Origin of the sequence: Microbacterium zouquanmingi (genome assembly GCF_052266695.1) — a bacterium.
GTDB lineage: Bacteria > Actinomycetota > Actinomycetes > Actinomycetales > Microbacteriaceae > Microbacterium.
On record NZ_JBQPQZ010000003.1, the window covers coordinates 459,196 to 483,079 of the forward strand.

29 protein-coding genes are annotated in these 23,884 nt (G+C 64.8%); 27 read left to right on the forward strand and 2 right to left on the reverse strand.

The window, feature by feature from the left end; genetic code table 11:
- Positions 1 to 2: 2 nt before the first annotated feature.
- From rplX to ACTU6U_RS09315, 24 genes are all read left to right on the forward strand, one after another.
- Entirely contained in the window at positions 3 to 362 is a 360-nt protein-coding gene (gene rplX / locus ACTU6U_RS09200; protein WP_443468815.1) for a 50S ribosomal protein L24, read from the forward strand.
- Positions 362 to 952, forward strand: a complete 591-nt coding sequence (gene rplE / locus ACTU6U_RS09205; protein WP_443468816.1) for a 50S ribosomal protein L5 — start codon at positions 362 to 364, stop codon at positions 950 to 952. Before rplX ends, rplE begins: the two co-directional genes overlap by 1 nt.
- 123 nt (positions 953 to 1,075) lie before the next feature.
- The gene (gene rpsH / locus ACTU6U_RS09210) at positions 1,076 to 1,474 is read left to right on the forward strand and encodes a 30S ribosomal protein S8 (RefSeq protein ID WP_443468817.1); all 399 of its coding nucleotides are present in this window, start codon (positions 1,076 to 1,078) and stop codon (positions 1,472 to 1,474) included.
- A gap of 6 nt (positions 1,475 to 1,480) precedes the next feature.
- The gene (gene rplF / locus ACTU6U_RS09215; RefSeq protein ID WP_417508693.1) at positions 1,481 to 2,017 is read left to right on the forward strand and encodes a 50S ribosomal protein L6; all 537 of its coding nucleotides are present in this window, start codon (positions 1,481 to 1,483) and stop codon (positions 2,015 to 2,017) included.
- A gap of 2 nt (positions 2,018 to 2,019) precedes the next feature.
- On the forward strand, positions 2,020 to 2,379 hold the full coding sequence (gene rplR / locus ACTU6U_RS09220) for a 50S ribosomal protein L18 (protein ID WP_443468818.1): 360 nt from the start codon (positions 2,020 to 2,022) through the stop codon (positions 2,377 to 2,379).
- The gene (rpsE, locus tag ACTU6U_RS09225; protein ID WP_443468819.1) at positions 2,376 to 3,086 is read left to right on the forward strand and encodes a 30S ribosomal protein S5; all 711 of its coding nucleotides are present in this window, start codon (positions 2,376 to 2,378) and stop codon (positions 3,084 to 3,086) included. The genes rplR and rpsE overlap by 4 nt, the downstream gene beginning before the upstream one ends.
- Positions 3,086 to 3,271 carry a 50S ribosomal protein L30 gene (rpmD, locus tag ACTU6U_RS09230; RefSeq protein WP_017201575.1) on the forward strand — a complete coding sequence of 62 codons (186 nt, stop codon included), beginning with the start codon at positions 3,086 to 3,088 and terminating at the stop codon, positions 3,269 to 3,271. The genes rpsE and rpmD overlap by 1 nt, the downstream gene beginning before the upstream one ends.
- Positions 3,271 to 3,921 carry a 50S ribosomal protein L15 gene (gene rplO, locus ACTU6U_RS09235; RefSeq protein WP_443468820.1) on the forward strand — a complete coding sequence of 217 codons (651 nt, stop codon included), beginning with the start codon at positions 3,271 to 3,273 and terminating at the stop codon, positions 3,919 to 3,921. The genes rpmD and rplO overlap by 1 nt, the downstream gene beginning before the upstream one ends.
- Positions 3,922 to 4,022: 101 nt before the next feature.
- Positions 4,023 to 5,345, forward strand: a complete 1,323-nt coding sequence (secY, locus tag ACTU6U_RS09240) for a preprotein translocase subunit SecY (protein ID WP_417508686.1) — start codon at positions 4,023 to 4,025, stop codon at positions 5,343 to 5,345.
- Positions 5,342 to 5,956 (forward strand): adenylate kinase, encoded by a 615-nt coding sequence (locus tag ACTU6U_RS09245; protein WP_443468821.1) that lies wholly within the window; start codon positions 5,342 to 5,344, stop codon positions 5,954 to 5,956. Before secY ends, ACTU6U_RS09245 begins: the two co-directional genes overlap by 4 nt.
- Positions 5,957 to 5,959: 3 nt before the next feature.
- Entirely contained in the window at positions 5,960 to 6,808 is an 849-nt protein-coding gene (map, locus tag ACTU6U_RS09250) for a type I methionyl aminopeptidase (protein ID WP_443468822.1), read from the forward strand.
- 170 nt (positions 6,809 to 6,978) lie between these two features.
- Positions 6,979 to 8,061 carry a hypothetical protein gene (locus ACTU6U_RS09255; protein ID WP_443468823.1) on the forward strand — a complete coding sequence of 361 codons (1,083 nt, stop codon included), beginning with the start codon at positions 6,979 to 6,981 and terminating at the stop codon, positions 8,059 to 8,061.
- 10 nt (positions 8,062 to 8,071) lie between these two features.
- Complete coding sequence (locus tag ACTU6U_RS09260) at positions 8,072 to 8,737, forward strand: DsbA family protein (protein WP_443468824.1); 666 nt, start codon at positions 8,072 to 8,074, stop codon at positions 8,735 to 8,737.
- 172 nt (positions 8,738 to 8,909) lie between these two features.
- The gene (infA, locus tag ACTU6U_RS09265) at positions 8,910 to 9,131 is read left to right on the forward strand and encodes a translation initiation factor IF-1 (RefSeq protein WP_017201569.1); all 222 of its coding nucleotides are present in this window, start codon (positions 8,910 to 8,912) and stop codon (positions 9,129 to 9,131) included.
- Between the two features lie 64 nt (positions 9,132 to 9,195).
- Positions 9,196 to 9,312, forward strand: a complete 117-nt coding sequence (gene rpmJ, locus ACTU6U_RS09270) for a 50S ribosomal protein L36 (protein WP_033106073.1) — start codon at positions 9,196 to 9,198, stop codon at positions 9,310 to 9,312.
- Between the two features lie 131 nt (positions 9,313 to 9,443).
- On the forward strand, positions 9,444 to 9,818 hold the full coding sequence (gene rpsM, locus ACTU6U_RS09275) for a 30S ribosomal protein S13 (RefSeq protein ID WP_047524098.1): 375 nt from the start codon (positions 9,444 to 9,446) through the stop codon (positions 9,816 to 9,818).
- Positions 9,819 to 9,848: 30 nt separating this feature from the next.
- Positions 9,849 to 10,247, forward strand: coding sequence for a 30S ribosomal protein S11 (gene rpsK, locus ACTU6U_RS09280; protein WP_033106075.1), 399 nt, complete (start codon positions 9,849 to 9,851; stop codon positions 10,245 to 10,247).
- 124 nt (positions 10,248 to 10,371) lie between these two features.
- Entirely contained in the window at positions 10,372 to 11,361 is a 990-nt protein-coding gene (locus ACTU6U_RS09285) for a DNA-directed RNA polymerase subunit alpha (protein ID WP_417508675.1), read from the forward strand.
- A gap of 34 nt (positions 11,362 to 11,395) precedes the next feature.
- Complete coding sequence (rplQ, locus tag ACTU6U_RS09290; protein WP_443468825.1) at positions 11,396 to 11,932, forward strand: 50S ribosomal protein L17; 537 nt, start codon at positions 11,396 to 11,398, stop codon at positions 11,930 to 11,932.
- Positions 11,933 to 12,072: 140 nt separating this feature from the next.
- Positions 12,073 to 12,861 carry a sulfite exporter TauE/SafE family protein gene (locus ACTU6U_RS09295; protein ID WP_443468864.1) on the forward strand — a complete coding sequence of 263 codons (789 nt, stop codon included), beginning with the start codon at positions 12,073 to 12,075 and terminating at the stop codon, positions 12,859 to 12,861.
- A gap of 32 nt (positions 12,862 to 12,893) precedes the next feature.
- Complete coding sequence (locus ACTU6U_RS09300) at positions 12,894 to 13,349, forward strand: FAS1-like dehydratase domain-containing protein (RefSeq protein ID WP_443468826.1); 456 nt, start codon at positions 12,894 to 12,896, stop codon at positions 13,347 to 13,349.
- Positions 13,346 to 13,744, forward strand: a complete 399-nt coding sequence (locus ACTU6U_RS09305) for a MaoC/PaaZ C-terminal domain-containing protein (protein ID WP_443468827.1) — start codon at positions 13,346 to 13,348, stop codon at positions 13,742 to 13,744. Before ACTU6U_RS09300 ends, ACTU6U_RS09305 begins: the two co-directional genes overlap by 4 nt.
- A gap of 9 nt (positions 13,745 to 13,753) precedes the next feature.
- A complete protein-coding gene (locus ACTU6U_RS09310; protein ID WP_443468828.1) occupies positions 13,754 to 14,890 on the forward strand; it encodes a UDP-N-acetylmuramate dehydrogenase in 1,137 nt (378 codons plus the stop codon).
- Positions 14,891 to 14,906: 16 nt separating this feature from the next.
- On the forward strand, positions 14,907 to 15,305 hold the full coding sequence (locus tag ACTU6U_RS09315; RefSeq protein WP_443468829.1) for a VOC family protein: 399 nt from the start codon (positions 14,907 to 14,909) through the stop codon (positions 15,303 to 15,305).
- A gap of 9 nt (positions 15,306 to 15,314) precedes the next feature.
- On the opposite strand, the gene ACTU6U_RS09320 is transcribed toward ACTU6U_RS09315, so the two are convergent.
- Complete coding sequence (locus tag ACTU6U_RS09320; RefSeq protein ID WP_443468830.1) at positions 15,315 to 16,514, reverse strand: pyridoxal phosphate-dependent aminotransferase; 1,200 nt, start codon at positions 16,512 to 16,514, stop codon at positions 15,315 to 15,317.
- Positions 16,515 to 16,645: 131 nt separating this feature from the next.
- Here ACTU6U_RS09320 and ACTU6U_RS09325 point away from each other — a divergent pair, with 131 nt between their 5' ends.
- Positions 16,646 to 18,361 (forward strand): acyl-CoA dehydrogenase family protein, encoded by a 1,716-nt coding sequence (locus tag ACTU6U_RS09325; protein WP_443468831.1) that lies wholly within the window; start codon positions 16,646 to 16,648, stop codon positions 18,359 to 18,361.
- Between the two features lie 37 nt (positions 18,362 to 18,398).
- On the opposite strand, the gene aceB is transcribed toward ACTU6U_RS09325, so the two are convergent.
- The gene (gene aceB, locus ACTU6U_RS09330) at positions 18,399 to 20,054 is read right to left on the reverse strand and encodes a malate synthase A (RefSeq protein ID WP_443468832.1); all 1,656 of its coding nucleotides are present in this window, start codon (positions 20,052 to 20,054) and stop codon (positions 18,399 to 18,401) included.
- A gap of 129 nt (positions 20,055 to 20,183) precedes the next feature.
- Here aceB and ACTU6U_RS09335 point away from each other — a divergent pair, with 129 nt between their 5' ends.
- Both ACTU6U_RS09335 and ACTU6U_RS09340 read left to right on the forward strand, forming a co-directional pair.
- A complete protein-coding gene (locus tag ACTU6U_RS09335; protein ID WP_443468833.1) occupies positions 20,184 to 21,653 on the forward strand; it encodes a helix-turn-helix domain-containing protein in 1,470 nt (489 codons plus the stop codon).
- 80 nt (positions 21,654 to 21,733) lie between these two features.
- Positions 21,734 to 23,878: an FUSC family protein gene (locus ACTU6U_RS09340; RefSeq protein WP_443468834.1), complete on the forward strand. Its 2,145-nt coding sequence runs from the start codon at positions 21,734 to 21,736 to the stop codon at positions 23,876 to 23,878.
- The last annotated feature ends 6 nt before the right edge of the window (positions 23,879 to 23,884 follow it).

A 23,884-nucleotide genomic window follows, 5' to 3' on the forward strand; every position in this document is an offset into this window, starting at 1 on the left:
TCATGGCGAACATCAAGAAGGGTGACCTGGTTCAGGTCATCTCGGGTGCTAAGCCCGAGCGCGGCGGAGACCGCGGCAAGCAGGGCAAGGTCCTCGAGATCCTTGCCGCGCAGAACCGCGTGATCGTCGAGGGCGTGAACTACATCACCAAGCACACCCGCGTCGGCCAGACGCAGCGTGGCACCAAGACGGGCGGCATCGAGACTCTCGAGGCTCCCATCCACATTTCGAACGTCGCACTCGTCGACCCCGAGACCAAGAAGCCGACCCGCGTCGGCCGCCGGGTCGAGGAGCAGACCAAGGACGGCGTCAAGCGCATCGTTCGTGTGCGTTACGCGAAGAAGTCAGGTAAGGACCTCTGATGAGCACCGAGACTGCCGCGCCGGCTGGCAAGATCCAGCCGCGCCTGAAGCAGAAGTACAAGGCCGAAATCCAGCAGAAGATGCAGGAAGAATTCGGCTACGAGAACGTGATGCAGATCCCCGGTCTCGTCAAGGTCGTCGTCAACACCGGTGTCGGTGAGGCGGCTCGCGACAGCAAGGTGATCGATGGTGCGGTCGAGGACCTCACCAAGATCACCGGCCAGAAGCCGATCGTCACGAAGGCCAAGAAGTCCATCGCGCAGTTCAAGCTGCGTGAGGGCCAGGCCATCGGCGCGCACGTCACCCTCCGTGGCGACCGTGCGTGGGAATTCGTCGATCGTCTCGTCTCGCTCGCACTGCCCCGCATCCGCGACTTCCGCGGCCTGTCGGGCAAGCAGTTCGACGGCCACGGAAACTACACCTTCGGTCTCCAGGAGCAGAGCGTGTTCCACGAGATCGATCAGGACAAGATCGACCGCGTTCGCGGCTTCGACATCACCGTCGTCACCACTGCGAAGACGGACGACGAGGGTCGGGCACTGCTCCGTCACCTCGGCTTCCCCTTCCAGGCGGAGGACGCAAAGGCGTAACGCTGCGGACCCCTGCCCGTCGGGCGGGGGTCCGGTGTGCGCTTACAATTGAAGATTGCATCTCATAGAAGGTCGTCTGTCGTGTAACGGCAGCCGAAACCTCATGATCAAAGGAAAATACTCATGACAATGACAGACCCGGTCGCAGACTTGCTGACCCGTCTGCGCAACGCGAACTCGGCACACCACGACTCCGTGTCTCTGCCGTCGAGCAAGCTCAAGACCAACATCGCCGAGATCCTCAAGCAGGAGGGTTACATCTCGGGCTACGAGGTCAGCGACGCACGCGTCGGACAGAACCTCACCCTCACGCTGAAGTACGGCCCCAACCGTGAGCGTTCGATCGCGGGCATCAAGCGCGTGTCGAAGCCGGGCCTGCGCGTTTACGCGAAGTCCACGGAGCTCCCCAACGTCCTCGGCGGCCTTGGCGTGGCCATCCTGTCCACCTCCTCCGGTCTTCTCACCGACCGTCAGGCTGAGCAGAAGGGCGTAGGCGGAGAAGTTCTCGCCTACGTGTGGTAATTCGAAATGTCGCGTATTGGACGACTTCCCATCGAGATCCCCGCGGGCGTCACCATTTCGGTTGACGGACGTGCGGTTGCGGTGAAGGGCCCCAAGGGTGAACTCACCCTCAATGTGGCCAGCCCCATCGAGGTCGCGGTCGAGGACACCCAGGTGGTTGTCTCCCGTCCCGACGACGAGCGCGAGTCCCGGTCGCTTCACGGCCTGACCCGCACGCTCATCAACAACAACATCATCGGCGTCACTCAGGGCTACACCAAGGGCCTCGAGGTCGTCGGCACCGGTTACCGCGTGCAGCAGAAGGGCAGCTCGGTCGAGTTCGCTCTCGGCTTCTCGCACCCGGTCCTGATCGACCCGCCCGAGGGCATCACCCTGACGGTCGAGGGCAACAACAAGCTCACCGTCAGTGGCATCGACAAGCAGGCTGTCGGCGAGGCAGCTGCGAACATCCGCAAGATCCGCAAGCCCGAGCCGTACAAGGGCAAGGGCGTGCGTTACGCCGGCGAGGTCGTGCGTCGCAAGGCCGGAAAGGCTGGTAAGTAACCATGGCTGTGAAGTCGAAGTCCGACGCCCGCGCGCGTCGTCATGCCCGTCTTCGCAAGAAGATCGTCGGCACCGAGGCGCGTCCGCGTCTTGTCGTGAACCGTTCGGCCCGCCACGTCTTCGTCCAGCTGGTCGACGACAGCAAGGGCCACACCGTTGCCTCGGCGTCCACCCTCGAGACCGAGCTGCGCTCGTTCGACGGTGACAAGACCGCCAAGGCCCGCAAAGTCGGAGAGCTCGTCGCAGAACGCGCCAAGGCTGTCGGTGTCACCGAGGTCGTCTTCGACCGCGGTGGTAACCGCTACGCCGGCCGTGTCGCGGCGATCGCCGACGGCGCCCGCGAAGGGGGGCTGGCACTGTGAGTGACAACAAGGAGAACGAAGTGACCACCGAGCAGCCTGCTGCTGAGAACGCACCGGTCGAGACCGCTGCGTCCACCGAGCAGCCGCAGCGCGACGAGCGCCAGGGCCGCCGCGGTGGCCGCGACCGCGGCCAGGGTGGCCGTGACCGCAACTCGCGTGACCGTGGGGACAACCAGTTCCTGGAGCGCGTCGTCACCATCAACCGCGTCTCGAAGGTCGTGAAGGGTGGTCGACGGTTCAGCTTCACCGCTCTCGTGGTCGTCGGTGACGGCAACGGTCTGGTCGGCGTCGGCTACGGCAAGGCCCGCGAAGTTCCTCTCGCCATCTCCAAGGGTGTCGAAGAAGCCAAGCGGAACTTCTTCCGTGTTCCCCGCGTCGGCACCACGATCCCGCACCCGGTTCAGGGCGAGGCCGCTGCTGGTGTCGTTCTGCTCCGTCCGGCTGCTGCTGGTACCGGTGTTATCGCTGGTGGTCCGGTTCGCGCCGTACTCGAGTGCGCTGGTGTCCACGACGTTCTGTCGAAGTCGCTCGGTTCGTCGAACACGATCAACATCGTGCACGCGACCGTCGCGGCGCTCAAGAGCCTTGAGGAGCCTCGCGCTGTCGCGGCTCGTCGTGGTCTTGACTACGACGCCGTCGTTCCGGGCATCATCATCCGTAACGAGGCAAAGGCGGCTGCTGCAGCCGCTGCAAAGGTAGGTGCCTGATGGCCGCCCGTCTGAAGGTGACCCAGATCAAGTCCAAGGTGAGCGAGAAGCAGAACCAGCGTGACACGCTGCGCAGCCTCGGTCTCAAGCGCATCGGTGACACCACCGTTCGCCCCGACGACGCGCAGACGCGCGGCTACGTCAAGACCGTCGCCCACCTCGTAAAGGTTGAGGAGATCGACTAATGGCTGAGAAGAACGACGCCGTCGAGGAGAAGGCCGCAAAGGCCCCCGCCAAGAAGGCTGCCGCTCCCAAGGCTGCGGCTGAGAAGAAGCCCGCTGCGAAGAAGGCGCCTGCAAAGGCCGCTGCCGACGCGAAGGCACCCAAGGCTGAGCCCGCTGCGAAGAAGCCTGCTGCGAAGAAGGCCAAGCCTGCGGCGGATGCTCCGGCCTCCCGTCCAGGAGTGCTCAAGGTTCACCACCTGCGTCCGGTCCCCGGTGCCAACACCGCGAAGACCCGTGTCGGTCGCGGTGAGGGCTCCAAGGGTAAGACCGCTGGTCGCGGAACCAAGGGCACCAAGGCTCGCAACACCGTACGCATCGGGTTCGAGGGTGGGCAGATGCCTCTGCACATGCGCACCCCGAAGCTGCGCGGCTTCAAGAACCCGTTCCGCGTCGAGTACCAGGTCGTGAACCTGGCCAAGCTCGCGGAGCTGTACCCGAAGGGCGGCGACGTCACCGTCGGCGACCTGGTCGCAAAGGGCGCCGTTCGCAAGAACGAGAAGGTCAAGGTCCTCGGCAACGGCGACATCGATGTGAAGCTCACCGTCTCGGTCGACAAGGTCTCGGGATCTGCTGAGCAGAAGATCGTGGCCGCTGGCGGAACCGTCAAGTAGTCACATCAGAGAGGGGTCGGAGATTCTCCGGCCCCTCTCTGCGTTACGCTGGTCTTTCGGCCGCCCTCAGCGGACCGGCAACCATTCCTGGAGGAACGCCCTTGTTTAGCGCTATCGCGCGGATCTTCCGCACCCCCGACCTACGGCGGAAGATCGGTTTCACCCTGGCGATCATCGCCCTCTACCGGCTCGGCTCGCATGTGCCGGCTCCGTTCGTGCACTTCCCGAACGTCGAAGAGTGCCTGCGTCTGAATGCGGGTACTGAAGGGCTGCTGAGCCTGGTCAACCTCTTCTCGGGCGGCGCTCTGCTCCAGCTCTCGATCTTCGCTCTTGGCGTTATGCCCTACATCACGGCGACGATCATCACGCAGCTGCTTCGTGTGGTCATCCCGCACTTCGAGGCGCTGCACAAGGAAGGTCAGGCAGGACAGGCCCGCCTGACCCAGTACACCCGCTACCTCACGATCGCACTTGCACTGCTACAGTCGACGACTCTCGTGACGGTCGCGCGAAGCGGCCAGTTGTTCGGAACAACCGACATCGCCGCTTGTCAGCAGCTGCTGACCAATGACGTCTGGTGGGCTCAGCTGCTCATCATCATCGCCATGACCGCGGGTACGGGCCTCATTATGTGGTTCGCAGAGCTGGTCACCGAGCGGGGTATCGGCAACGGAATGTCGCTGCTCATCTTCACCTCGATCGCTGCGACCTTCCCGTCCGCGATGTGGATGATCTTCGAGTCGAACGGCTTCGAGACATTCCTGCTTGTTCTCGCAATCGGAATCGTGGTCACCGGCCTCGTCGTGTTCGTCGAGCAATCGCAGCGCAGAGTTCCCGTGCAGTACGCAAAGCGTATGGTCGGTCGCCGCACATACGGCGGCACGAACACCTACATCCCGATCAAGGTGAACATGGCGGGTGTGATCCCGATCATCTTCGCGTCGTCGCTGCTGTACATCCCGATGTTGATCGCACAGTTCAACACTCCGCAGGATGGTTCGGAGCCGGCCGGCTGGGTCGTCTGGATCTCGCAGAACTTCACCACAGGCGACCAGCCGCTGTACATGGCGGTCTACTTCCTGCTGATCATCGGATTCACCTACTTCTACGTCGCGATCACGTTCAACCCGGTCGAGGTCGCCGACAACATGAAGAAGTACGGCGGATTCATCCCCGGCATCCGCGCGGGGCGTCCGACGGCCGAGTACCTGGACTTCGTGCTCACGCGCATCACGTTCCCGGGGTCCATCTATCTCGGTCTGATCGCACTCATCCCGCTCATCGCTCTGGCCACCGTCAACGCGAACCAGAACTTCCCGTTCGGCGGCGCGTCGATCCTCATCATCGTCGGTGTGGGACTGGAGACGGTCAAGCAGATCGATGCGCAGCTCCAGCAGCGTCACTATGAAGGGCTTCTCCGTTGACACAGGCTCAGCACACCGCAGCATCCGCTCGTCTTCTGATCGTCGGCCCGCAGGGCTCCGGCAAGGGCACGCAGGGCGTGCGCATCGCTGAGGCCTACGGTATCCCCGTCGTCTCGACTGGCGATATCTTCCGCGCCAACATCAAGGGCGGAACCGACCTCGGCAAGCAGGTCACCGCGATTCTCGACCGTGGGGATCTCGTGCCCGACGAGCTGACCGGTGAGATCGTGCGCGATCGCCTGTCGCAGGATGACGCTGTGCATGGTTTCCTGCTCGACGGCTATCCGCGTAACGCCGCACAGGTCGGTCACCTCGACGAGTTCCTCACCGCTCGTGGTGAGTCGTTGGATGCCGTCATTCTGCTAGACGTTCCGCGCGACGAGAGCATCGCGCGTCTGAAGCTTCGCGCAGAAGAGCAGGGCCGTTCGGACGACACCGAAGAGGGCATTGCGCACCGTCTCGACATCTACGAGAACGAGACTGCGCCGATCCTCGCTGTCTACGGTGAGCGAGGCATCGTCGACCGCATCAACGGCGTCGGCTCGCTCGACGAGATCACCGAGCGGATCATGTCGGCGCTGCAGGCGCGTGGCTTGACGCTCGCGGCCTGAGCTGTGTTCCGTCGCTCGATCTACAAGACCCCAGCGCAGCTGCGGGCGATGATCGAACCTGGACTCATCACCGCAGCCTCACTCGACGCTGCTGGCGCGGCGATTCGTGCCGGGGCGTCGACAGCGGAGGTTGACTCTGCGGCGTCCGCTGCGATCACGGACCGTGGCGCCGAGTCGAACTTCAAGCTCGTGCGCGGTTACCGCCACACCACGTGCATCTCGGTGAACGAGCAGGTCGTGCACGGCATCCCCAGCGCACGCGTATTGGCGCCCGGCGATATCGTCTCGGTTGACAGCGGTGCGCAGTTCCAGGGATGGAACGGCGACAGTGCACGGACATTCATCGTGCCCGACCCGGAGCGACCGGACCTGGTCGCGCGGCGCTCGGAGCTGTCTCGCGTCACCGAGGGCTCGATGTGGGCGGGGATCGCCGCGATGGCATCCGTTTCTCACATCGGCGAGATCGGTGCGGCGATCCAGGAATACATCGAGGCACAGGGCTCTTCTGAGGTTTCGGGCTCGACCTACGGCATCCTGCGCGAGTACGTGGGGCACGGCATCGGGCGCAAGATGCACGAGGCGCCGAGCGTGTTCAACTACCGCACACCCGATCCAGGGGCTGAGATCAAGCCGGGTCTGGTCCTTGCGATCGAGCCGATGGTCACCGCCGGGGGAGACGACACCCTGGTCGAGGATGACGACTGGACGGTCTCGACGGTCGACGGCACTGACGGCTCGCACTGGGAGCACTCGGTCGCATTCCACGCCGACGGTATCTGGGTGCTGACTGCCGCTGACGGCGGCGCCGCGGGCCTCGCCCCGTTCGGCATTGTGCCGGTGCCGGTGGCGTAGCCTCGCGCCGCGCGAAAAACGTCTTGCTGCATGAAAAACGTGGTGCCAGCACCTGTTTCATGCGGCAAACCATTTCTCGTGGCGTGACGACTTGTTCTGCACCATCCGCGGTCCGAGCTGAAGCTGGGGATAGCGCCGTGTGAGAGCGCCGGTTCGGGCACGATGAGCGGATGCCATTGACACTGCTCGACCGCGCGTGCGCGGTCTCCCCGCTTCCGCTGTGCACGACCGAAGATGCTCGGCGGCTCGGCATCCGACGGAATTCGGCCTGGCTGCGCGTGCGCAAGGGGATATATGTCGACCGCGCCGCGTATGACAAGCTTCCGGCGCGCAAGAGGTACGCCGTGCGCGTGTATGCCTTCCTGCGCAAGAACCCGGATGCTGTGCTCTGCCTCGAGTCGGCGGCTGTCATCTGGGGCCTGCCGCAGTTCAACGAACCGAAAGACATCCACGTCTTCGACCCCGATCGAACTGCGTCGTGGCGGTATCGAGATGTCTGCGTGCACACCAGTCGGGATCCCCGCGAGATCGAACAGGTCAACGGGGTCAACGTGACCAGCATGCTGGACACCGTCTGCGATCTCGTTCGGGTCGTTTCACCGGCACAGGCGCTCGCTATCACGGATGCTTCGATCTCGCCGGTGCAGGGCGGACCGCTCAGGCGCAGCGAACTTCGGGAGCGGGCCGGCGGCCAGCAGAATCAGCGTGGGCGAGCACGAATGCAATCGGTGTGGGAACTGGCTGATCCGCTGGCGGAGTCACCCGCTGAAAGCGTGAGCCGAGCAGTCATCCTCTGGAGCGGGTTCGAGGTGCCGGTGCTGCAGCGCGAGTTCTTCAATGAGGGCGAACTCGACCGGGTCGACTTCTTCTTCAAGTCGGTCCGCGCTATTGGCGAGTCTGACGGCTGGGGCAAGTACAACCTGGAGGATCCTGCCGAGGCGGCGAACAAGCTCAAGGACGAGAAGCGCCGTGAGGATCGGCTTCGCCGTCACCAGCATCCATTCGCTCGATGGGAAATGCGCGGCATCTGGAAGGTGACCCCCCTCTGTCAGGCGCTGGTGTCCATCGGCGTGCCGATCGTCCGGCCGCGGCAAGACGCAATGTTGGTCACGCTCACGCACAATTCGCGGGGGAATGGCCCGGGGAAAGCGCGAGCAGGGGGTGAGGGAGGGGGTCGCGCTCCCTGCGGGGGCATAGGATTCTGGGGAAAGATGAAAGGGTATGGGCGCTCGGCGCCACCCTCCTTCTACTGATCGGAACGTCATGGCTGCTGCTGCCAAGAGCAACACCAACTGGTTCGCCGTCGGAATCTCCGCCGTCGCCGTCATCGTCCTCGTCGGGCTCGGTGCCCTCGTCGTCTTCCTGAACAACCAGGCCGGTGCACCCGGGGTCGCGCCGCAGAGCACGATCATCGACGAGGATAGCGGTGCGATCGTCGTCGGCGAAGGCGGCACCGAGGTCGATACATTCGTCGACTTCATGTGCCCGGCGTGCAACTCGTTCGAGCAGGCCTACGGTGCGCAGCTCCAGCAGGCTGCCGCGGACGGCGACATCACGCTTCGCCTCCACCCGGTGGCGATCCTCAACCACCAGTCGCAGGGGACGGACTACTCCTCGCGCGCAGGTGGGGCTGTCTACTGTGTTGCAGCCGAGGCACCCGACTCGACGCTGGATTTCTTCAACCTCCTCTTCGCCAACCAGCCGCAGGGCGGTACTGCGGGTCTCAGCGACGACGACATGAGCGCGCTCGCTGAGCAGGTAGGCGCGGGGGCCGCTGCCGATTGCATCGCCGATGGCACGTACATGAAGTTCGTCGAAGACCAGACCAACGCTCACGACATTGCGAGCACGCCGACCGTGAAGATCGATGACGAGCTCGTCAATCTTCAGGCGGGCGGCCAGGAGCAGCTCAACGAACTACTCGGCTGAGCTCACCAAGCTCGGTAGTGGGTCGCTCCTGACCCAAGTTGCCGGACGGAACCCGTTCAGATAAGATGGAGCGTTGGTGCCTTGCGCCCAGTTTCGGCGTGTCCGTCTGGAGCGGCATCACAATCATCCATCCAACGCAGATCGACCGGTCTGCAGAAGCGTCAGCGAGGCTATGGCTAAGAAAGACGGTGTCATCGAGATCGAGGGCGTGATCTCCGAGGCTCTGCCCAACGCGATGTTCCGCGTTGAGCTCAGCAACGGACACAAGGTCCTTGCAACGATCTCGGGCAAGATGCGACAGAACTACATCCGCATCATCCCCGAAGACCGTGTCGTCGTGGAGCTCAGCCCCTACGACCTCACCCGCGGTCGTATCGTCTACCGCTACCGCTGATCGGTCGAGAAGTAACGGCCTGCCCCTGCACGGGGCGGTACGAAGACAGCGAACAGGAAACATCATGAAGGTCAATCCCAGCGTCAAGCCCATGTGCGATCACTGCAAGGTGATTCGCCGTCACGGCCGCGTCATGGTGATCTGCAAGAGCAACCCGCGCCACAAGCAGCGCCAGGGCTGATCGAACAGATCTGACACACAACTGAATACACGCAGGCAGGGTCAAGAAGCCGCGAAAGCAGCCGACACCTCGGGACAGAGGCCCGGGTCCACATCCTGCCCCACACCTCTACTCATCTCAGGAGAAACCGCATGGCACGTCTTGCCGGCGTTGACATCCCGCGCGACAAGCGCGTGGTGATCGCCCTTACCTACATCTACGGCGTTGGCCGTACCCGCTCGGTCGAGATCCTCAAGGCCACCGAGATCGACGAGTCGATCCGCGTCAAGGACCTCTCGGACGACCAGCTCATCGCGCTTCGCGACTACATCGAAGGCAACTACAAGGTGGAGGGTGACCTGCGCCGCGAGGTCGCCGCAGACATCCGCCGCAAGGTTGAGATCGGCTCCTACGAGGGCATCCGTCACCGTCGTGGCCTTCCGGTCCGCGGCCAGCGCACCAAGACCAACGCCCGTACCCGCAAGGGCCCGAAGCGCACCGTCGCAGGCAAGAAGAAGGCCCGCTAAGCAGCGGCCAGGGAATAGGAGAAAACTTTCATGGCTGCACCTAAGGCCGCCGCGCGCAAGCCGCGCCGCAAGGAAAAGAAGAACATCGCGCTGGGCCAGGCCCACATCAAGTCGACGTTCAACAACACCATCGTTTCGATCACCGACCCGTCCGGCGCTGTCATCAGCTGGGCATCCTCGGGTGGCGTGGGCTTCAAGGGCTCGCGCAAGTCGACCCCGTACGCCGCTGGTATGGCTGCTGAGTCGGCTGCCCGCCAGGCTCAGGAGCACGGCGTCAAGAAGGTCGATGTCTTCGTGAAGGGTCCGGGCTCCGGCCGCGAGACCGCGATCCGTTCGCTCACGGCCGCAGGCCTCGAGGTCGGTTCGATCCAGGACGTCACGCCGCAGGCGCACAACGGATGCCGCCCGCCGAAGCGTCGCCGCGTCTGATCAGGTTGTTGCGAGGGATGCGCACGCATCCCTCGCTCTGCCCGTCAGGGCACTGACTTTCACAACTCAAAAACCTCACCCAACACATGTCATATAGCGGGCATGTGATCGAAAGGAACACAGAGTGCTTATTGCACAGCGTCCCACACTTACCGAGGAAAAGATCGCCGAGGACCGGAGCCGGTTCATCGTCGAGCCGCTCGAGCCCGGCTTCGGGTACACCATCGGAAACGCGCTGCGTCGCAGCCTGCTCTCCTCGATCCCCGGTGCTGCTGTTACCAGCATCCGTATCGATGGCGTCCTGCACGAGTTCAGCACCATCCCCGGTGTGAAGGAGGATGTCACTGAGATCATCCTCAACATCAAGCAGCTCGTCGTCTCGAGCGAGCGCGACGAGCCCATCACGGCTTACCTGCGCAAGACCGGTGCCGGAGAGGTTACCGCCGCTGACATCTCGGCTCCTGCCGGTGTCGAGGTGCACAACCCCGAGCTCGTCATCGCAACGCTCAACGACACCGCGAAGTTCGAGCTCGAGCTCACGATCGAGCGTGGCCGTGGCTACGTGTCGGCGACCCAGAACCGCAACGAGTACGCCGAGGCGGGGCAGATCCCCGTCGACTCGATCTACTCGCCGGTCCTCAAGGTCAGCTACCGCGTCGAGGCGACTCGCGCCGGTGAGCGCACCGACTTCGACAAGCTCATCCTCGATGTCGAGACCAAGAACAGCATGCTCCCGCGCGACGCTGTCGCTTCGGCTGCAAAGACCCTGACCGAGCTGTTCGGCCTCGCTCGCGAGCTGAACGTCGAGGCAGAGGGCATTGAGATCGGCCCGGCACCTGTGGAGCCCGTGCTCTCCAGCGAACTGTCGATGCCGATCGAAGACCTCGACCTCTCGGTCCGCTCCTACAACTGCCTCAAGCGCGAGGGCATCAACACGGTGTCCGAGCTCGTGGCGCTGTCGGAGACGCAGCTCATGAACATCCGCAACTTCGGCCAGAAGTCGGTCGACGAGGTGCGCGACAAGCTCATCTCGCTCGGTCTGTCGCTCAAGGATTCGGTGCCCGGTTTCGACGGCGCCCACTTCTACGGCGCAGGCGAAGACGAGTCCTTCTGACCTCCCCGAAATTCTGACCAGGAGTTAGACCAATATGCCTAAGCCCACTAAGGGACCCCGCCTCGGAGGCGGCCCCGCACACGAGCGTCTGCTGCTTGCCAACCTTGCTGCTGCTCTCTACACGCACAAGTCGATCAAGACGACCGAGACGAAGGCCAAGCGCCTGCGTCCGCTCGCTGAGCGACTGATCACGTTCGCCAAGCGCGGCGACCTGCACGCCCGCCGCCGGGTGCTGTCGATCATCGGCGACAAGAACGTGGTTCACACGCTCTTCACCGAGATCGCACCGCTGGTCGCTGACCGTGAGGGTGGCTACACCCGCATCACGAAGGTCGGAAACCGTAAGGGCGACAACGCTCCTATGGCTGTCATCGAGCTCGTCCTTGAGCCCGTCACGCCGAAGGCCAAGAAGTCGGCTGCCAAGGCCGCCCCGAAGGCTGAGAAGACCGAGAAGGTCGAAGACGCACCCAAGGCAGAGGAAAAGCCTGCCGAGGATGTCGCCGCCGAGTCGCAGCAGGAGGGCGCTTTAGCTGAAGCTGCCGCGTCTGATGCAGTCGAGGGCGACAAGTAACACACCCTCGTAGAGGAGGCCCGCGCTCCCGTCAGGGAGGGCGGGCCTTCTCTCGTTGGGGGCAGTGCGACAGGGGAGTGCGACAGGGGAGTGCGACAAAGGGCGGATGCCGCACCCATTAGGCTTGCCGAGTGAGTGAGCTGACCAGTCCGATAACCCGAGGTCCGCGCGCGTACCTCACCTTCATCTTCATCGGGTTGATCGCAGGTCTGCTCTCAGGGCTCTTCGGGGTCGGCGGAGGCACGGTGATTGTGCCGCTGCTCGTGCTCATGGTGCATTTTGACCAGCGGATCAGCGCCGGCACGTCTCTTGCGGCCATCGTGCCGATCGCGAGCATCGGTGTGATCTCCTACGCCATCCACGATTCCGTCGCCTGGATCCCCGCGCTCCTCCTCGCTGTCGGCGCAGTGGCCGGCGCGCAGGTCGGCACCCGACTGCTTCCGCGAGTCTCGCAGACGGCGCTCCGGTGGGGCTTCATCGGTTTCATCGTCATCGTCATCGTGATGCTGTTCGTGGTCATACCCTCCCGCGAAGCGACCTTCGAGCTGGGCTGGATCAACGGTGCAGCCCTCATTCTTGTTGGCATCGTCACCGGCATCATCTCCGGCCTCATCGGCGTCGGCGGTGGCGTCATCGTCGTGCCGGTGCTGATGATGGGATTCGGCACCACCGACCTCGTCGCCAAGGGCACATCGTTGCTCATGATGATCCCGGCGGCCCTGTCCGGCACGATTGGCAACCTCCGCCACCACAACGTCGACCTGGTCGCTGCAGCCCTCATCGGTGTCGCCGCCTGCACGATGACGGCCTTGGGCGCATGGCTCGCCACGCTCGTCAACCCCTTCTGGGGAAACATGCTCTTCGCCGCATATCTCGTGGTCATCGCGGTGCAGATGATCATCAAGGCGCTCAGGATGCGGCGAGGCTGAGCGACGCGGCGTCGGCTGGATAGACTTGTCCGGTGCCTGTGAACAACGAACTGGTCGGCCGGGAGTTCCCGCCGACGCCTCCGTACCTGGTCGGTCGTGAGAAGGTGCGTGAGTTCGCTCGCGCGGTCTTCGCCGACGCTCCGCTGCACACCGACGTCGAGGCCGCGCGTGCCGCGGGCTTCGCCGATGTGGTCGCGCCCCCGACGTTCGCAATGGTCATTCAAGACCAGACGCTGCAGCTGCTGCTGGCCGAGCCCGATTCTGGCATCGTGCTCGCGCGCACGATCCACGCAGAACAGAGGTTCACGTATTCGAAGCCGATCGTCGCAGGCGACGAGCTCACCGGGCAACTGAAGGTCACCGGCATCCGCATGATGGCCGGCAACTCGATGGTCACCAGCGAAGCCGTGATCACGGATGCCGCAGGCGAACATGTCGTAACCGCCACGAGCGTGCTGCTCGTCGGCGCGGAAGAGGGGGACGCATGACTTTCACCGTCGGAGACGTCATCGCCGAGCGCACCATCCACCTCACGCGCGAATCGCTCGTCCGCTACGCGGGCGCCTCGGGCGACTTCAACCCCATCCACTACCGTGACGACATCGCGGAGTCCGTCGGCCTTCCCGGTGTGCTCGCGCATGGGATGCTGACGATGGGACTGGCCTCCTCTGTTGTGGTCGCAGCCCTTGACCCTGAAGTGAAGATCACCGAGTACGGTGTGCGTTTCACGCGTCCCGTCGTCGTCGACCCGCGAAGCGGCGCGGATGTCTCGGTGCTCGCGAAGGTCGGTGCCGTCGATGAAACCAGTGCGCGCATCGACCTCACCGTCACACACGCAGACACCACGGTCCTCGTCAAGGCGCAGCTGCGCGTCGCTCTCTGACGGTCCGCGATGGTAGATATCACCCCGATACCGCTTTCCGAGCTCACGACCCTGCACACGGGCGCGGCTCCCGAGCGGATGATGGATGCCACGAGCGCCGATGAGCTCGTCGACACACTGCGTGAGGTGTGGTCTCTGGGCGAGGAGTGGTTCGTCCTCGGCGGCGGCTCGAACCTGTTCGCAGGCGATGAGCCCTTCGATGGTGCGGTCATCCGCATTCTCACCTCGGGTATCGAACGGGTGGAGTCCCCGCACCCCGGCCGCACCCGAGTGCGCGTGCAGGCAGGGCACAACTGGGACGACCTCGTCGCCTACACAGTCGAGCAGGGACTCGCGGGCATCGAAGCGATGAGCGGCATCCCCGGCACGGTCGGCGCAGCCCCCGTGCAGAACGTCGGAGCATATGGACAGGAGATCCAGGAGACTCTCGTCGAGGTCGAGCTCATCGACGAGTCCACTGGCGAGGTCTCAACCGTCCCGGCATCCGAACTGGGTCTGGGATTTCGCACCTCGGTGCTCAAACACCACTACGGCGGCGCCCCTCTGCGTCGCGCGGTGATTCTCTCTGTGACCCTCGATCTCGCCGACGTCGGCGTCGGCGGCCGGCGGATCGGTGGCGAACAGCTGCGTCGCGCGCTCGGCATCGAGGGCGACGAGACCGTCCCGCTCTCGTCGGTACGTGAGCGGATCCTCGAGATCCGCGCGGCGAAGGGGATGCTTCTGAACCCCGCCGATCCCGATACCCGCAGCGCTGGATCGTTCTTCCAGAACCTGATCGTCCCCGAGATGGTTGCCGCGCAGCTTCCTCCCGAGTGCCCGCGCTGGCCCGTGCAGCCGGATCTCGACGCAGCGACCGTGATCCCGCTGGAGTCGTACGACGGGTATGTGCCTCCTGCGTCGACGACGCGTCCGGAGGTCAAGGTGAGTGCGGCCTGGCTCATTGAGAATGCCGGAATCACCAAGGGGTTTCGTCTGCCGCGCTCGCGCGCGGGGATCTCGACCAAGCACGCCCTCGCCCTCACCAACCGCGCACACGCTACGGCAGGAGAGGTCAGCGAACTGGCCCGCTACATCCAGGCTCGTGTGCACGCGGAGTTCGGACTGCTGCTGCAGCCCGAACCGGTTCTCGTAGGTGTGGAACTGTAGCGACTACACTCGCGGGATGAGCGGACTCGTTCCCTACCTGTACTTTCCCGGAAACGCTGCGGAGGCGCTGGGCTTCTATCACGGGGTCTTCGGCGGTGAACTGCAGCTGTTCACGTACGAACAGTTCGGGCGCACCGATGGGCCCGGTGCCGCGATCGCGCATGGTCAGCTGAAAGGTGTCGTCGAGCTCTTCGCTTCGGATGCCGCCGGCGATGAAGACGCGGTCCACATGGTCGGCGCGACATTCTCGCTCCTCGGCACCGCCGAACCAACCACTCTGCAGAAATGGTTCGCTGCCCTCGGCGAGGGCGGCGGGATCATCGATCCATTGCAGAAGCGCCCCTGGGGCGACTTCGACGGTCAGGTCACCGACCGCTACGGCATCCGCTGGCTGATCGGATACCAGCAGAGCTGACACGTCCGCTCAGGCGAACAGCTTCTGCAGGCGCTGGATGCCTTCGAGCAGCTGGTCATCGCCGAGTGCGTACGACAGGCGCAGGTATCCGGACGGGCCGAACGCCTCGCCGGGAACAACGGCGACTTCAGCCTTCTCGAGGATGAGGTCGGCGAGCGCCAACGATGTCGTGGGCGTGACGCCCTGCCAGGTGCGGTTCAGCAGACCCTGCACGTCGGGGTAGACGTAGAAGGCTCCGAGCGGGTTCGGCACCTGGACGCCATCGATCTTCGAGAGCTCCGACACGATCATCCGGCGACGACGGTCAAACGCCTCGCGGAACTGCTCCGCCTCGGTCTGCGGGCCCCAGAGCGCTGCAATGGCCGCGCGCTGGGCGATGTTGTTCACGTTGCTCGTGAGGTGGGACTGCAGGTTTCCGGCAACCTTGATGGCGTCGGCGGGGCCGACCATCCAGCCCACCCGCCAGCCCGTCATCGCGTAGGTCTTGGCGACGCCGTTGACGAGGATCGTCTGATCGGCGACCTCGGGAACCGCCTCGACGATCGAGGTGGCCTTCGTGCCTTCGTAAGTGAGGTTCTGGTAGATCTCATCGGAGATGATCCAGATGCCGTGCTCGAGCGCCCACTGCCCGATCGCTGTGGTCTCCTCGAGCGTGTAGACGGCTCCCGTGGGGTTCGAGGGCGAGACGAACACGAGTACAGTCGTGCGCTCGGTGCGAGCGGCCTCGAGCTGCTCGACGGTCACCTTGTAGTCCTGATCGGCGCCGGCGAATACCTCGACCGGGGTGCCATCAGCCAGGCGGATCGCTTCGGGGTAGGTGGTCCAGTACGGCGCGGGCAACAGCACGTCGTCTCCCGGGTTCACCACGGCCTGGAACGCCTGGTACACAGACTGCTTTCCACCGTTGGTGACGATCACCTGCGACGGTGCGACCTCGAGTCCGGAGTCACGCAGCGTCTTCGCGGCGATCGCCTCGCGAAGAGCGGGGAGCCCGGGGGCGGGGGTGTAGCGGAAGTTCGCGGGATCCTTCAGTGCCTCGGCGGCGGCATCCACGATGAACTGCGGCGTTGCGAAGTCGGGCTCGCCAGCGGCATAGGAGATGACCGGCTTGCCTTCCGCCTTGAGCGCCTTGGCCTTGGCATCGACCTTGAGAGTCGCCGACTCGGCGATGGCGGACAGTTTGCGGGAGAGGGGGGCGCGTTCAGTCACGCCTCAAATGGTACAAGGCTGCGCAGTCGTCCACAGCGTCCAGCACTAGTTGTGAAACTGAGTGTCAGATACACTGGCGCTGAGTCTCGATCGACCGGCTCGGCTCGCAACATTCAACTCAGGAGTGAACGATGAGCGCTGCAACCCCTTACATCCCGCCCGTCGCGGACTACGCCTTCCTCTATCGAGAGGCTTTCGGCCGTGACATCGTCGCCGCGGCATCCGGCGGTGCGATCACTGCAGACGATGCCGTCGAGATCATCGCAGGCGCCGGAGAATTCGCCGCCGAAGTCCTCGCACCGCTCGATCGCGCGGGCGACCAGATCGGCGCCCGGCTCGAGGGCGGTCAGGTGCACCTGCCCGAGGGCTTCCCCGAGGCCTACCAGGCGCTCGTCGAAGCGGGCTGGGTCAGCGCGACAGCACCGGAGTCCGCCGGAGGTGATGGGCTTCCGCAGTCGGTCGGCGCGGGGCTCGGCGAGATCTGGAACGCCTCGAACGCGGCATTCGCGCTGTGCTGGATGCTGGGGGCTGGAGCCATCCACGCGCTTGACGCCGCCGCATCCGAAGAGCTTCGTGAGACCTACCTGACCAAATTGGTCAGCGGCGAGTGGACCGGCACCATGAATCTCACCGAGCCCGAGGCCGGCACCGACCTCGGTGCGATTCGTACGATGGCCACTCCGCGCAACGATGGCACGTACGCGATCAGCGGCCAGAAGATCTTCATCACCTGGGGAGATCACGATGTCGCGGAGAACATCGTCCACCTCGTTCTCGCTCGCACGCCCGGCGCGCCCGACGGCGCGAAGGGGCTCTCGCTGTTCGTCGCGCCGCGCACGCTCGTGAACGCAGACGGCTCACTCGGTGGGCGCAACAGCGTTGAGACGGTCGCCATCGAGCACAAGCTTGGCATCCACGGCAGCCCGACTTGTGTGCTGGCCTATGAGGATGCCACCGGCTACCTCGTCGGCGAACTGCACGGCGGTCTTGCCGGAATGTTCGTAATGATGAACTCCGCGCGAGTGGGCATGGGGCACCAGGCTACCGGCATCTCTGATCGTTCCTATCAGGGGGCCGCTGACTACGCGCTCTCTCGTCTGCAAGGGCGCGTGCAGGAGCGAGCTGAGGGGACGCCGATTGCCGAGCATCCCGATGTGCGCCGCATCCTGCGCTCAATGTCCAGCCAGATCTTCGCGATGCGCGCACTATCTGTCTACGTCGGCGACCTGTTCGACCAGGGCGAGGAATCCGTGCGACTCGCCGAACTCTTCGTGCCGATCCTCAAGGGCTGGGCGAGTGAAGAGGCCCTGCGGGTGACGAGCGATGGTATTCAGGTTTATGGCGGCATGGGCTTCATCGAAGAGACCGGTGCGGCTCAGCACTACCGTGATGCCCGCATCGTGCCGATCTACGAGGGCACGACCGCCATCCAGTCGAACGACCTGATCGGGCGAAAGGTGCTGCGCGATCAGGGCGCGACGGTGGCAGAGCTGTTCGCGAAGATCGACGACACGGTGAGCGCATTGCGCCAGGCCGGGGGAGAGGTCGCCGCGCGCGTCGCCGATCGACTCTCGCGTGCGCTGGATTCTGCGCGTCGCGCGACCGATGGGCTCCTCGCGTTCGGTGCGGGGCGGGATGCCTCGGCCGTCAGTGTTCCGTACCTCATGCTGCTCGGCACGCTTGCCGGCGGCTGGATGCACGCCCTCACAGTCACCGCTGTGACGGCCCACCCCTCGCCGGAAGAGGCGGATGCTGCGCGACTCATCGACGCTGACTTCTACAGTGCCCACCACCTCGTCCGCGTGCACGCGCTCGCCGAGACGGTCGCTGGCGGCGAGATCGCCTGAGACTGTTCAGCTCGCCCGTAAGAACAGCCCGATGCGGTCAGTCCTCGTCGACCAGGAACTTCGAGTAGGCCGACAGCGTGAGGAAGGCCGGGAACTCGGAGCCCAGCGACACCTCGCGGAAGATCTCCGCGGCGTCGTCGTAACGGTCTCCCGCAGAGCGCGTCGCCTGAGCGAGCACCTCAGTGATGATGCCCTCGATGTACTCCGGTGTGATGCGGGTGCCGTCTTGGGTGGAGCGGTCCTGGTGGATCCACTGCCACACCTGCGAACGCGAGATCTCTGCCGTCGCAGCATCCTCCATGAGGTTGTCGATTGCAACGGCGCCGAGACCTCGCAGCCACGCCTCGATGTAGCGGATCGCCACCGACACGTTGCCGCGCACACCCGCCGCCGTGATGGGACGTCCGATGCGCAGGTCGAGGAGTTGCTCTGCCTTCACATCGACATCGTCGCGCTGTCGGTCGATCTGGTTCGGCCGATCGCCGAGCACCGCATCGAACTCCGCCTGAGCCGTGGGGATCAGATCGGGGTGGGCGACCCAGGTTCCGTCGAAGCCGTCGCCGGCCTCTCGCTTCTTGTCAGCGGTGACCTTCTCGATCGCGGCTGCTGTGACATCGGCATCCCGACGGTTCGGGATGAAAGCGCTCATGCCGCCGATCGCGAAGGCGCCCCGTTTGTGGCAGGTCTGCACCAGCAGCTCGGTGTACGCCCGCATGAACGGCACCGTCATCGTGATCTCACTGCGGTCCGGCAGCACGAATCGTGCGCCGCGGCCGCGGTAGTTCTTGATGATCGAGAAGATGTAGTCCCAGCGTCCGGCGTTCAGGCCAGCGCAGTGATCGCGGAGTGCGTAGAGGATCTCGTCCATCTCGAAGGCCGCCGGCAGCGTCTCGATGAGGACCGTGGCGCGGATCGTGCCGTGATCGATCCCGACGTAGTCCTCGGCGAACGTGAAGATGTCGTCCCAGAGGCCTGCCTCTTCGCTGGATTCGAGCTTGGGGATGTAGAAGTACGGCCCGCGACCCGCGTCGATCAGCGCCTTGGCGTTGTGGAAGAAGTACAGGCCGAAGTCGACCAGAGAAGCGGATGCCGCCATGCTGCGGCCCGTTCGGTCGACGAAGGCCAGGTGCTTCTCGACCAGGTGCCAGCCGCGCGGGCGCATCACGATGGTGGGAGTCTGCTCGGCAGTGACCTCGTAAGTCTTGCCTTCGGGGGAGGTGAACGTCAGTCGCCCAAGGATCGCGTCGCGCAGCGACAGCTGGCCGCCGATGACGTTCTGCCAGGTGGGGCTGGTGGCGTCCTCCTGGTCGGCGAGCCAGACCTTCGCGCCCGAATTGAGGGCGTTGATGGTCATCTTCGGATCGGTGGGGCCGGTGATCTCCACGCGGCGATCTTCGAGGCCGGGGCCCGCTCCCGCCACACGCCAGTCGGCGTCTTCACGGATGTGCTTCGTGTCGTCGCGGAACTGCGGATCGCGGCCACTGCCGATCTCGAAGCGGCGACGCAGGCGGTCCGCCATGCGGTCGTGGCGGCGGCCTGCGAAACGATGGTGCAGCTCGGTGAGGAAGGCGAGCGCTTCAGGGGTGAGGATCTCGTCGAACCGATCGCGGACGGGGCCGGTGACCGTGAGAGTCGGTCCCTGTTGGATGGTCTGCGTGGGAGCAGTGGTGGGTGCAGCGGTGGGAGTGCTCATGATGTCTCCTCGGTTCGGTCGAGCTACGGAGTGGCTTGACACCCACTCTGTGTGAAGTTCAGGCGTCCAGATGGATATTTTCGAGGTGAAGAATTCTCAAATTTCTGCTTTCGTGACAGAATCAGCCGCATGATGACCCTTCGACAGGCTCAGGGCCCGGAAATCACAGAAGACGCCGATGCTCTCACCATCGGGCGCCGCATCCGCCAGCTGCGCACTGCACGCGGGATGACGCTCGAGGATCTCGCCTCTGCCGTCGACCGCGCGCCCAGTCAGATGTCGATGATCGAGACGGGAAAGCGCGAGCCGAAGCTCACCCAGCTGCAGGCGATCGCACGCGCTCTCGGCGTCAGCCTCGACGCGGTGCTGGAGGGCGAGCCGCTCGACGAGCGCAGTGCCACCGAGATCGCTCTCGAGCGCGCGATGAAGGGGCAAACCTTCCAGGCGCTCGGCATCGATCCGTTCCGCATCTCGAAGACCGTGCCGACGGAGGCGCTCAAGGCTCTTCTCGCCCTGCATGAAGAGATCGAGCGGCTGGGGGACGAGCGCGCTGCCACTCCCGAAGAGGCCCGGCGTGCGAATGTCGAGCTGCGGCACCTGATGCGCGATCAGGACAACCACTTCGAGGATCTGGAGGTTCGCGCCGCTGAGATCCTCAGCGCGGTCGGGCACCCTGGCGGACCATTGACTCAACGCACAGCATCCGAGATCGCCGCATACCTCGGGTTCACCCTGCATTACGCGCCCGACCTGCCGCAGACCACGCGCAGCGTGGCCGACCTCGCCAACGGTCGGCTGTACCTGTCGAGCAGTGTTTCGGCGAAGGGCGACGCGCGCACCGCGGTGCTGCAAGCGCTCTCGAGTCGCATCCTCGGGCACGCCGAACCGCGCAGCTACGCCGAGTTCCTTCGTCAGCGGGTCGAGACGAACTACCTCACAGGCGCGCTACTGATCCCCGAGACGCACATCGTCCCGTCGCTGAAGGATGCGAAGCAGCGCAGAGCGATTTCGATCGAAGACCTGCGCGACACGTACTCGGTCTCATACGAGACCGCGGCGCACCGTTTCACCAACCTCGCCACGCGGCACCTCGACATTCCGGTGCACTTCCTGAAGGTGCACGAGTCGGGAACGATCACCAAGGCCTACGAGAACGACGACGTGAACTTCCCGACCGACCGGTTGGGTTCCATTGAGGGTCAGATGTGCTGCCGCCGGTGGACGAGCCGGGTCGTGTTCGACGAGGACGACCGCTTCAACCCGTACTACCAGTACACCGACACCGGGAACGGCACTTACTGGTGCACGGCACGGGTCGAGGCATCCAGCGAGGGCTTGCACTCGGTGAGCGTCGGCGTGCGCTTCGATGACACGAAGTGGTTCGTCGGCCGAGACACCGCGAACCGCGGTGTTTCGAAGCACTCCGTCGAGGTGTGCTGCCGCCGGGCTCCCGCCGACCTCGAGGAGCGTTGGCGCGAGCAGTCGTGGCCGAACGTGAAGACTCCGCGCACGCTGCTCGCGACCCTGCCGACCGGGTCTTTCCCCGGTGTCGACACCACGGACGTGTACGAGTTCCTCGAGGCGCACGCTCCGCGCTGACTCTGCAGCGCTCTCGCGGATGACGAGCGGGATGTTGGCTAGTCTGGGGGAGCCGCACGCACTAACCGGAGGATGATGAGATGACTGCTCGCTCGCGCCTCGCAGATGTCTTCGCCTCGCGTGATCCGGGCAGGGCGCGGCTCACCGTTGCGATCGGCGTCGCGGCGGGTGCGCTGGCCAGCGCCGCGGCCGGAATGGCGATCATCAAGGCACTCCATGCCGACAGCGGGCTCCTCGCGATGGCGATCTTCCTGTCGGTGATGGCGGGCAACATGGTCCATGACCGCTCCGCGGCGGGCAGAGCGGGAACGACAGCACTCATGCTGCCAGTACTCGGGCTCGTGATCGCTGCCGCGACACTGCTTTCGGCGTATCGCCCGGTGCTCATCGGCGTATTCATCGTGTTGACCGGGGCAGCGATCTGGGTCCGCCGGTTCGGTCCGCGGGCTGCGTCACTCGGCTCGCTCGGCTTCATGGGGTACTTCTTCACCCTCTTCATGAAACCGACGATCGACGCGCTTCCTGCGTTCCTCCTGATCGGCCTCACCGCTGTCGCCGCGCAGCTTGTGGTTCGACTGGTCCTGCTGCTGAAGAGACCGCGGGCAGAGATCGAGGTGCTGCTGCGAGAGCTGCGTGCTGCCTCTGCCGCTGCTCTGCGAACGGCATCGCGTGATGGCCACGGAAGTGCGCTGCGCATGAGCCTTGCGCGCCTCGATGAAGTCGGTCGGGCGATCGCCGCCTGGCAGCAGCACTTCCCGACCGACCGCTTTATCGCTTGCGACGAAGACACGCTTGCCGAGCGGGTGCTGGATGCTCGCGTCGACACCGAAGAGGCCTGTTACGAACTTGCCAGGCACGCCGCGCCTTCGAGCGCAGCATCCGCTCACGCGCCGCCTGTGACGCTCGCCCACCTCGAAGTGCTTCTCGACGACCACGCCTCCACCAGTCGCACCGCGGAAGCCACGGCCTGGGCCGAACAGGCGGTCACCCGTAGCGACCAGGGCGGTGACTTCGAGAACTATCTGGTGGCGCAGAGCACGCTCGCGCACGCGCGACTGCGTGCCATCAACCTCTCGCATGGGCTGGTGCATGACGGCCGCAGGGTGAACGACTCCGCCTCGCGCTCGCCGAAGGTTGCGGAAGAGCACCATCGCTCGATTCGCTGGCTCCCTTGGGGGCAGTGGCAGGCGAGCAGCCGCATGGCGGTGCAGGCGATGATCGCCGCATCCGTGGCGTCGGTCGTCGGTGAGGCAATCTCGGCCTCACGCTGGTACTGGGCCGTGATGACCGCATTCGTGATCTTCGTCGGTGCGACCACGCGCGGCGGCATCCTCACCCGAGCGTATCGACGGGTCGCCGGCACCGCGCTCGGCATCGTCGTCGGCATCGTTCCGGTGATACTCGCGGGGCACAATGACGTGATCCTGGTCAGCATCTGCGTGCTCAGTGTGTTCTGCATGCTGTACTTGGGGCCTTTGAACTACGTCTACTCGGCCTTCTCGATGACGGTTATGCTGGTCGCGCTCTACGGTCTGCTGGGAGTGCTGGACACCAGCATCCTCGAACTGCGTGTCGTCGAGACGGTCTCGGGAGCGGCTATCGGGGTGATCTGCGCGTACCTGATCGCGTCGACGAACTCCCGACCTGTGCTGGCGGCCACGGCGAAGGTGTATCTGGACGCGCTCGACGCGCTGCTGCAGTCGGTGTCGTCGGCGCTCGGTTCCCCGCAGCATTCGGCCGATGTGCTATCGAGACTGGATGCGCTCGAAGCAGCCCAGGCCGACGCTGATCGTGCGGTCTCCTCGATGACGGCCGCTTTCCGTCTGAGCAGATCGCAGCGAGAGACGACCGCCGTCCATCTCATGTACATCACCACTCGTTCCGCGGCCCGCCTCGTGCAGAGCACCGTGACAGTCGAGTCCGCCAGCGCCACAGACGTGCGCGCGGCGACACGTCAGGTCGTGGACGAGTCGATCGATGAGGTCAGAGGATCGATCGCCGAAGCGCGACACTCGCTGGGCGGGGCGGATGCGGGAGACCAGACGACGCGATCGGACGCAGTCCTGGCTCTTGACCGACTCCCCACCGGCGCGAGCCCCGCGGCGTCCGCCGCGATCATGGCGCTCGTGAGGATCGATTGGGCACTGCGACAGCTCGGTGACGATGACGCAGGAAGCGGGCGACGGTCACGCAAGAAGTCTCCTGTCGCGCTGCCGCCAAGCTGACGCGGC